Annotated in this window: 6 protein-coding genes and 1 pseudogene; 6 read left to right on the top strand and 1 reads right to left on the bottom strand. The window is 68.7% G+C overall.

Going from position 1 to position 9097, the window contains the following annotated elements:
• Nucleotides 1-214: 214 nt before the first annotated feature.
• The 6 genes and pseudogenes from ACIHCM_RS37305 to leuD form a co-directional block, all read left to right on the top strand.
• Nucleotides 215-967: pseudogene (locus ACIHCM_RS37305) on the top strand (MsnO8 family LLM class oxidoreductase); the annotation flags it as partial.
• A 419-nt stretch (nucleotides 968-1386) separates the two neighbouring features.
• Nucleotides 1387-2544 carry an ISL3 family transposase gene (locus ACIHCM_RS37300; RefSeq protein WP_399906451.1) on the top strand — a complete coding sequence of 386 codons (1158 nt, stop codon included), beginning with the start codon at nucleotides 1387-1389 and terminating at the stop codon, nucleotides 2542-2544.
• Nucleotides 2463-3008 (top strand): transposase, encoded by a 546-nt coding sequence (locus tag ACIHCM_RS37295; protein ID WP_399906448.1) that lies wholly within the window; start codon nucleotides 2463-2465, stop codon nucleotides 3006-3008. Before ACIHCM_RS37300 ends, ACIHCM_RS37295 begins: the two co-directional genes overlap by 82 nt.
• A gap of 277 nt (nucleotides 3009-3285) precedes the next feature.
• Nucleotides 3286-4455, top strand: coding sequence for a LeuA family protein (locus ACIHCM_RS37290; RefSeq protein ID WP_399906446.1), 1170 nt, complete (start codon nucleotides 3286-3288; stop codon nucleotides 4453-4455).
• Nucleotides 4456-4482: 27 nt separating this feature from the next.
• A complete protein-coding gene (gene leuC, locus ACIHCM_RS37285; protein WP_399906443.1) occupies nucleotides 4483-5892 on the top strand; it encodes a 3-isopropylmalate dehydratase large subunit in 1410 nt (469 codons plus the stop codon).
• Nucleotides 5893-5896: 4 nt separating this feature from the next.
• Complete coding sequence (leuD, locus tag ACIHCM_RS37280) at nucleotides 5897-6484, top strand: 3-isopropylmalate dehydratase small subunit (protein ID WP_399906440.1); 588 nt, start codon at nucleotides 5897-5899, stop codon at nucleotides 6482-6484.
• 72 nt (nucleotides 6485-6556) lie between these two features.
• On the opposite strand, the gene ACIHCM_RS37275 is transcribed toward leuD, so the two are convergent.
• Nucleotides 6557-9097 (bottom strand): condensation domain-containing protein (locus tag ACIHCM_RS37275; RefSeq protein ID WP_399906437.1); only part of this gene is annotated, 2541 nt, incomplete at its 5' end.

Here is a 9097-nt window from a genome sequence, read left to right as displayed (position 1 = left end):
CTTCGAGCTCATCCACCCGCACGGCAGCGGCCTTCCGCCGCGTTTCCAGGACCGCCCGCATCGACGGCATCCGCCACCCCCACCGACTCGATCAGTAACGAGTCGAGACTCCCGCCACAGCCGCAATCTCATGCCTGACCAGCGGAATCCGCACACGGCATTCGGAAAGAGAACGGCCTCTATGCCAACCCGATGACGGTCGACGACGGTATCGCCCAGCGCAACGCGCTGCGGCCTCATCGCCCTGGCCGCCAGCGCCACCCGCATCCGGGTCGGTTCCGGCGCAGTGCTGCTCAACCACTACAGCCCCTACAAGGTCGCCGAGACCTTCCTCCAGCTCGAGGCCCTCGCACCGGGCCGCAGCGACCTCGGCCTCGGCCGCGCCACCGCGGGCCCTGTGGTCGAGCTCGCCCCGCGCCGCGACCGTCACGTACCTCCAGCCGATGACTTCGCAGAGCAGGTTCAGGAAGTACTCGCCGACTTCGACGGCCGCTTCCCCGCCGACCATCCCTTCTCGCGCCTGAACCCGGCCGCAGGCGTCGCCTCGCGGCCCGAAGCGTGGATCCTCGGCTCCTCGGGCAACAGCGCCCGCATGGCAGGTGAGCTCGGTCTCGGCTACGCCTGCGCAGGCTTCATCAACTCCGACGGCGCCAGTCGCGCTCTGCTCCGCCACGGCGCGTTCGCCAAGACCACAGCCCAAGGGTCGGCCGGAGGCCGCGGCATCCTGTCCGTCAGCGCCGTGGTCGCCGACACCGACGCCGAGGCGCAGCGGCTCAACTGGTCCAGGACCGCCCTGATGGCACGCCTGGCCCGTCAGGGGACCGCGGCCCAGGTCCCCACAGTCGAGGACGCCGAGCGGGACCTCAGCCAGGAACAGAAGGACGCCCCCACGTCATCACGGACGGCCGCCGACCCCGCCAGATCGCCGACAGCCCGGAGACCGTACGGGATCAGCCGGAGCAGATGACCAAGGCGCTGGCGTCGACGAAGTCATGGTCCGGGTCGACGCGTCGGCGCCGCTCCGGCAGCCCGCTGGACCGGGCGCGCTCACGCGCCGTAGGTAGTGACTCCGGCAGCCGCATCAGGTCAGACGGAGACAAGGCCATCGCACGCTCTTCCGGTCGAACTGCCCGTTCACCACGGGGACTTACGCGATAGCCTGCCCCTGTTCAGGGATCGGTCACGGACAGAAGGTGCACGCCCCGGGCACACACCCGCGCGTTCGCGTCACAACGACCGGCTAAACCCTCGTTTCTTCCGTCACCCGAGGGGCAGCGGCCCATGGACGGAACGACCAAGTGTGTCGGCGACGCCTGAATCGTGGTTCTGGATCACTTTCAGTGCTGGAGCCACGGAGGGTCACCACAACCGCGATCATGAACGGCCGTGGGTGATGTACTTCTCCAAGACCTGTGGTTCCACCAAGTCGACGGTGTCCTGATCGAAAACGTCGTGGCCGACGGCGAGTTGGTGGTCGTGCGAGCTCGTGCGTCAGCGCGACGGGCTGGGTGCCCTGTTTGTGGGACGGTGTCGTCCCGAGTGCATAGCCGATACGTACGCCGGCTCGCGGACAGTGCGGTCGGTGGCCGTCCTGTAGTGATCGAGTTAGCGGTCCGTCGTTTCCGCTGTCGCGAACGCGCATGTCCGCAGGCGACGTTCGCCGAGCAGGTCGACGGGCTGACGTTCCGGCACGGCAGGCGAAGTGCCGGTCTGCAGAAAGTGCTTGAGCGACTGGCGGTGATGTTGGCGGGCCGCGCCGGCTCCCGGCTGGCACACGCGCTCCCAGTCCGGGCGAGCCGGTCGACGCTGCTGCGGCTGATACGCCGCCTGCCGGAACCCCAGACACACACGCCGCGGGTCCTCGGAATCGATGAGTTCGCTCTGCGCAAGGGGCACAACTACGGCACGATCCTGATCGACATCGAGACGCACCAACCGGTCGATCTGCTGCCCGACCGGGCCAGATCGACGGTGACCCAGTGGCTCGTCGACCATCCGGGCATCGAGGTGATCTGCCGCGACCGCTCCGTCGCCTACGCCGAGGCCGGACGGCTCGGTGCCCCGCACGCAATCCATGTCGCGGACCGCTGGCACATCTGGAAGAACCTCGTTGAAGCCGTCGAGAAGACGGTCATCCAGCACCGGGCCCTGTTGCGCGAGCCAGAGCAAATCCCCCCGATCCGCACCGCCGCGCCCCTGGACGCCACGGAGCTTGAGCCGCGTTGCCCAGGCGGACCACGACAGTCAGGCCGCCTGTCCGATCGAGTACGCGAGCAACACGCGGCCGTCCATGCCCTGCTCGACGAAGGCGTCGGGCTGCGGCCGATCGCCCGTCGGCTCGGCCTGGCACGCAACACCGTCCGCCGCCTCGCCCACGCGGCCACCGCGGACGAGCTCCTGGTCGGACAGTGGACGGGCCGCACCAGCATCCTCGACCCCTACAAGCCCTACCTGCACCAGCGGTGGGCCGAGGGCAGCACCGTCGCGCGTCACCTGTTCGAGGAACTCCGCGAGCGCGGCTACACCGGCGGCGAAGCGTCGTGAAGAAATACGTCCACAGGCTCCGCGAAGCCTTTCCGCACGATCACCCGCCTCGCAGAAATCCGTCTGTCCGAGACGTGACCAGCTGGATCACCCGCCACCCTGACCGCCTCGACGACGACTTGGCCCACCAGCTCAAAGAGATCCTCACCCGCTGCCCCGCACTCGACCGGGCCGCCGAACACGTCCGGGACTTTGCCGAGTTGATGAACAACCGCCAAGGCCAGCACCTCGACCAGTGGATCGACCGCGTCCACGCCGACGACCTGCCCGCCCTGCACACCTTTGTCAACGGCCTCGGACAGGACCTCGACGCCGTCATCGCGGGCCTCAGCCTGCGCTACAGCTCCGGCGCAGTCGAAGGCCACAACAACAAGATCAAGATGCTGAAGCGGCAGATGTTCGGCCGGGCCAACTTCGACCTGCTCCGCAAGCGCGTCCTCCTCGCGGCGCGAGGCCGTTCATGATCGCGGTTGTGGTGACCCTCCGTGGCTCCAGCACTGAAAGTGATCCAGAACCACTTTTCAGCCGTCGCCGACACAAGTGCGCTGAGATCCATCGCCAAGTCGGCTGATAATCAAGGCAACTTGATAGGCATTCAGCTCATTTCTCGACGAAGATGGTCTACTGTTGATCAAGATCGCACCTCACCCGAAGATGCACCGGTAGGGCGACACGTCGGCCCACGGTGTCCACGGTCGTTCTCCCTGCCGCACAACGGAGTCCACCGAGGGAGGCCGCTCCATGCGCCGAATATCCATCTTCGACACAACTCTGCGGGACGGCGAACAAGCGCCGGGAAACGCCATGTCTCCCAAGCAGAAGCTGAACATAGCGCTCCACTTGGAGAAGCTCGGCGTCGACCGTATTGAGGTGGGCTTCCCGGCTTCCTCTCCCAGCGACTTCGAAGCCGCGCAGTTGGTGTCCGAGCACCTGAAGGCGGCGAAATTCGCCACGCTCTCCCGAGCGGTTCGCGAGGACGTCGAGACTGCCGTACGGGCCGGCGGCACCGAGCGGCACGAGATCCAGGTACTTGTCTCCGGCAGCGACCTGCACCTGGAACACAAGCGCGGGATCAGTCGGCGCGAAGGCATCCGTGAGGTCGTCGAGGCCGTGGCGTACGCACGCTCCTGCGGCGTGGAGTCCATCGCTCTCGCGATCGAGGACGCCAGCCGCGGCGAGCGCGACCTCCTGCGGGCCTACACCGAGGGCGCCATCGAAGCCGGCGCCACGCGCCTCGTGCCGGCGGACACCTGCGGGTACTCGACTCCGGACCAGTACGCCGACGTCATAGCCGCCTTCCGGGAGTGGGCTCCGCCATCGGTCGGGGTCTCCACCCACTGCCACAACGACTTCGGGCTGTCCCTCGCCAACGCCGTGAGCGGTCTGCAAGCCGGCGCCGACGAAGCCCAGGTCACTCTGGGCGGCATCGGAGAACGGGCCGGCAACACCCCCCTGGAGGAGTTGGCCGCCCTGCTCCTCTACAAGAAGGACCACTACGGGTTCTACACCTCCATCGACACGGAGGGCATGTACGCCGCCTACACGGCGCTCCGTGACGTGATCCGCCTTCCCGAGCCGCGGACGAAGGCCATTTTCGGCACCTACGCCTTCGGTACCGTGGCGGGCATCCACCAGCAGGGCGTGCTGCGCAACCCGGCGACCTACGAGTACGTGGAGCCGACCAGGTTCGGGCGCGAGCGGTCCCTGCTGATCGGGCGCCACTCTGGCCGCGCCGTGCTGCGCCACCTTCTGGGCGAGCTGGGCATCGAGGTCGATGACGCGCAGCTGGCCGAGCTGTACCGGGTGCACATCGCCGAGCGGGTGGAGGCGGACTGCGAGGGCCTGGACGTCCTCAGGGGGCGCCTCGCCGCGGCGTTCGCCGGGCCCAGCGGCGCCGCGGACCGGAGCTGAGCGGAACCGGCCGAGGGACGAGTACACATGGGCGCAACACTGGCCAGAAAGATCTGGGACCTCCATCTGGTGAGGTCCATGGGCGGCGACGACCTCCTCTACATCGACCTGCACCTGTTGCACGAGGTCACCACGCCCCAGGCCTTCGACGGCCTGCGCGCGGCGGGGCGGACGGTCCGCAGGCCGGACCTGACCTTGGGGACCGAGGATCACAACACGCCCACCATTGCCGTCGATCGGGCCATCCGGGACCCACAGGCGCGGGAGCAGTCGGCGCTCATGCGCGCGAACTGCCGGGAATTCGGCATCCCGCTGCACCGCCTCGGGGACCCGGGTCAGGGCATCGTCCATGTCATCGGGCCGGAGCTCGGCCTGACCCGCCCGGGGATGACCATCGTCTGCTGCGATTCGCACACGACCACTCATGGCGCGTTCGGGGCCCTGGCCCTGGGCATCGGCACCACTCAGGTCGAGCATGTACTGGCCACCCAGACGCTTCCGCTGCGGTGGCCGGGAACCATGGCGGTCACCGTGAACGGCGCCCTTCCGTCCGGGGTGACCGCGAAGGATCTCGTCTTGGCCCTGATCGCACGCATCGGAACGGCGGGCGGCCGGGGCAGCATCATCGAGTACCGGGGCGAGGCGATCGCTTCCCTCTCCATGGAGGGACGGATGACACTGTGCAACATGTCCGTCGAAGCGGGTGCCAGGGCTGGCCTCATCGCGCCCGACAACACCACGTTCGAGTTCCTGCGCAGCCGTCCCGGCATGCCCCAGGGCGCCGACTGGGACGCCGAGATCGCCTTCTGGGAATCGCTGCGCACCGACGAGGACGCGGTCTTCGACCACGAGATCGTCCTGGACGCCGCCGGGCTCAGCCCCTATGTGTCCTGGGGGACGAACCCCGGGCAGAGCGTGCCCTTGCACGAAGCCGTTCCGGACCCTTGCGGCATCCAGGACCAGGAGGAGCGCGCGGCCGCCGAACGCGCCCTGGAGTACATGGACCTGAAGCCCGGCACCCCGATGCGGGATATCCGGGTCGACACGGTCTTCATCGGATCCTGCACCAACGGGCGCATCGAAGACCTGCGGGCGGCCGCCGAGGTGCTCAGCGGCCGCAAGGTCGCCGAAGACGTCGGCCTGATCATCGTCCCCGGCTCGGCCCAGGTGCGGAGACAGGCCGTGGTCGAGGGACTGGACGTGGTCTTCGAGGAGGCCGGAGCCGACTTCCGGGCAGCGGCCGGCTGCTCCCTGTGCGCCGCCCTGAACGAGGACCGGCTCGGCCCCGGCCAACGTGCCGCGTCGACCACCAACCGCAACTACGAGGGGCGCCAGGGCAAGGGCGCCCGTACCCACATCGTCGCCCCCGCGGTCGCCGCGGCCACCGCCGTGGCGGGTCGGCTGGCCGCGCCCAGCGATCTCGAAGGGAAGGGCTGAACACGTGCACAGGTTCACCGTCCACAGCGGCACCGCAGTACCACTACGCCGCAGCAACGTCGACACCGACCAGATCATCCCGGTCCGCTTCTGCACCCGGTCCACGCGCCACGGCCACGCGGACGCCCTGTTCGCGGACTGGCGCGACGACCCGTCATTCGTGCTCAACCGGCAGGAACACCAAGGGGCGTCGGTGCTCGTGGCCGGGACCGACTTCGGCACCGGCTCATCGCGCGAGTACGCGGTCTGGGCGCTCCAGGACTACGGCTTCCGAGCCGTCATCGCGCCCCGCTTCGGCGAGATCTTCCGGGGGAACGCGGCGCTCAACGGCCTGCTGACGGTAGCCGTCCCTACCGAGGTGGTGGACTCGCTGTGGGCGGCGATAGACGCCGATGCGGCGACCGAGGTCACGGTGGATCTCGAACGGCTCGAAGTGCGCTGGCTCGACCGGACGCAGTCCTTCACCGTCGACCCGGAGGTACGGCACCGGCTGATGACCGGGCTCGACCCCATTGCCGCCACGCTCACCCACGCGGAGGACATCGCGGCCTACGAGCGCGGGCGCCGGGCCAACTTGCCTCTGACGTTCTGACGGTTCCGCACTCTGCGGACAGTGACGCGGGCCCCTCCTTCAGCCTCGTGGCGCAGGAGGGGCCCATGTGCGTCAGTCGCCGTGTGACCAGTCACCAAGCAGCCACTGCCGTTCCTCTTCCGTCATGATCTCGATCTCGTCGACACGCAGATCTGGGTCGGACACCACCTGCTGGAGAACCCTGGCCCACCGCTGCACGAGCGCGTCGATGGTCTGGGCGTCGAAGAGGTCCGCCGAGTACTCGATCGTGCCGTCGATGCCGGCCGGATCGCCGTTCTCCTCGAACCGCTCCCAGAGACTGAAGAAGAGGTCGAACCTCGACGTCCCCGTGTCCACCTTCTGGTAGGTGGCGGAGAGCCCCTCCAGGGACAGCCGCCCCTGCGCGGTGTTCTGCAGCGCGAGCATGATTTGGAACAGGGGATGATGGGACAGGGTCCGCTGTGGATTGAGCCGCTCCACCAAGAGGTCGAAGGGAAGATCCTGGTGGGCGTAGGCGGCCAGGTCGACCTGGCGCACCCGGTCCAGCAGTTCGCGGAACGTCGGATCGCCCGAGGTGTCGGTGCGCAGCACAAGGGTGTTGACGAAGAACCCGACCAAGTCTTCGAGCGCCCGGTCTGTGCGGTTCGCGATCGGGCTTCCCAGCGGGATGTCCGAACCGGCACCCAGACGGGTGAGCAGCGCGGCCAAGGATGCCTGGAGCACCATGAACAGCGTGACGTCGGATTCCTGCGTCATCCGGATGATGCCGCGGTGTACGTCGGCGTCGAAGCCGAACGGCTGCCACGCGCCCCGATAGGAGCTGACCTCCGGGTACGGCCGGTCGACGGGAAGCGCGATCCGGTCCGGCAACTTGGCCAGTGTCTTCGTCCAGTATTCGACCTGCTGGGTGAGCAGGCTGTCCGGGTCGCCCTGGTCGCCGAGCAGCCGCTGCTGCCACAGGGTGTAGTCAGCGTACTGGACGGACAGCGGCTCCCAGTCGGGAGTGGCCCCCAGGCACCGCGCCTCGTACGCCCGCGCCAGGTCCCGGGTGAGCGGGCCCATCGACCAGCCGTCACCGGCGATGTGGTGCAGCACCAGGAGCAGCAGGTGGGTGTCCTCGTCGGTCGTGAACACCCGGGCGCGCAGCGGTGGCTCCATGCGCAGATCGAAAGGCCTGCGGGACTCCTCCCCGACCAGGTCCTCCACGGTCTCGGCGGTGGCCTTCACCACCGCGAAGTCGGTGGCGAGGTCGGCCGGGTGGAGGATCATCTGCACCGGCGCACCGTCGACCTCGGGGAAGACCGTGCGGAGGCTCTCGTGCCGGGCCATCACATCGCCCAGTGCCCAGCGCAGCGCCTCGACAACCAGCTTGCCGTTCAGATGGAGGGCGATGGGAATGTGATACGTCGACGACTCCTCGAACCGCTGGAGGAACCACAGGCGCCGCTGGGCGAAGGACAACGGCAGCGGATCGGGCCGCCCCATGGGCACCACCGCGGGACGCAGACCCGCGTCCGCCACGGCGTCCAGCCGACGCGCCAGCCCCTCCACGGTCGGGGCCTCGAACAACGCCCGGATCGAGACCTCCGCATCGAGCGCGGCACGGATCCGGCTGATCAGCTGGGTGGCGAGCAAGGAATGTCCGCCTAGGTCGAAGAAGTTGTCCTCCACGCCGACCGACGGCACGTCCAGGACCTCGGCGAACAGCTCGCAGAGCGTCTGCTCGTACGGTCCCTGCGGCGCGCGGCTCGCACCGCCGCCCTCCAGCACCGGAGCCGGCAGCGCGGCCCGGTCGAGCTTTCCGTTGGAGTTGAACGGGAAGGCGTCGAGGAGGACGACGGCCGCCGGGACCATGTACTCCGGCAGCCGCTCACCGACGAAGCCCCGCAGCTCGCGAGTGTCGACCTCGGCACCGTCCTCCGGGACCACGTACGCGACGAGCATCGCCTCGCCCGGCCTGTCCTCCCGCGCCAGCACAACCGCGCCCCGCACGCCCGGGTGGCGAGCCAGCATCGCCTCGATCTCGCCCGGCTCGATGCGGAAGCCGCGGATCTTGACCTGGTCGTCTGCACGCCCCAGATACTCCAGCTGGCCGTCCGCGCGCCAGCGCACCAGGTCACCGGTGCGATACATCCGCGAGCCGGCCGAACCGAAAGGATCGGCCACGAACCGCTCCGCCGTCAGACCAGGCCGGTTCACATAACCACGCGCCAGCCCCGGACCGGCCAGATACAGCTCACCGGCCACCCCGACCGGAACGGGACGCAGCCCACCGTCCAGCACATACGCCCGCTGACCAGTGATCGGACCACCGATCGGCGGCGTCCCGCCCGCTTCCAGCCGCGTACTGAGCGTGGCACAGATAGACGCCTCGGTCGGGCCATAGGCGTTGAACATCGCGTGCCTCGCCGCCCAACGCCGCGTCAGCTGCTCCCCCACCGCGGCGGCTCCGGTAGCGACCGTGCGCAGGTCGGGCAGTTCGGCGTCCGGCAGAGTGGCCAGCAGGGCCGGGGGGAGCATCACATGGTTGATGTGATGCTCGCGGATCAGCGTGGCCAGCTCCTCACCAGCCACCACACCCGCCGGGGCCACCACCAACGCGGCACCCCACGGCAACGCCATCAACAACTCCAT

Source organism: Streptomyces sp. NPDC052023 (assembly GCF_044548465.1).
Classification (GTDB): Bacteria; Actinomycetota; Actinomycetes; order Streptomycetales; family Streptomycetaceae; genus Streptomyces.
This window is presented reverse-complemented; position numbering and strand designations above follow the sequence as displayed.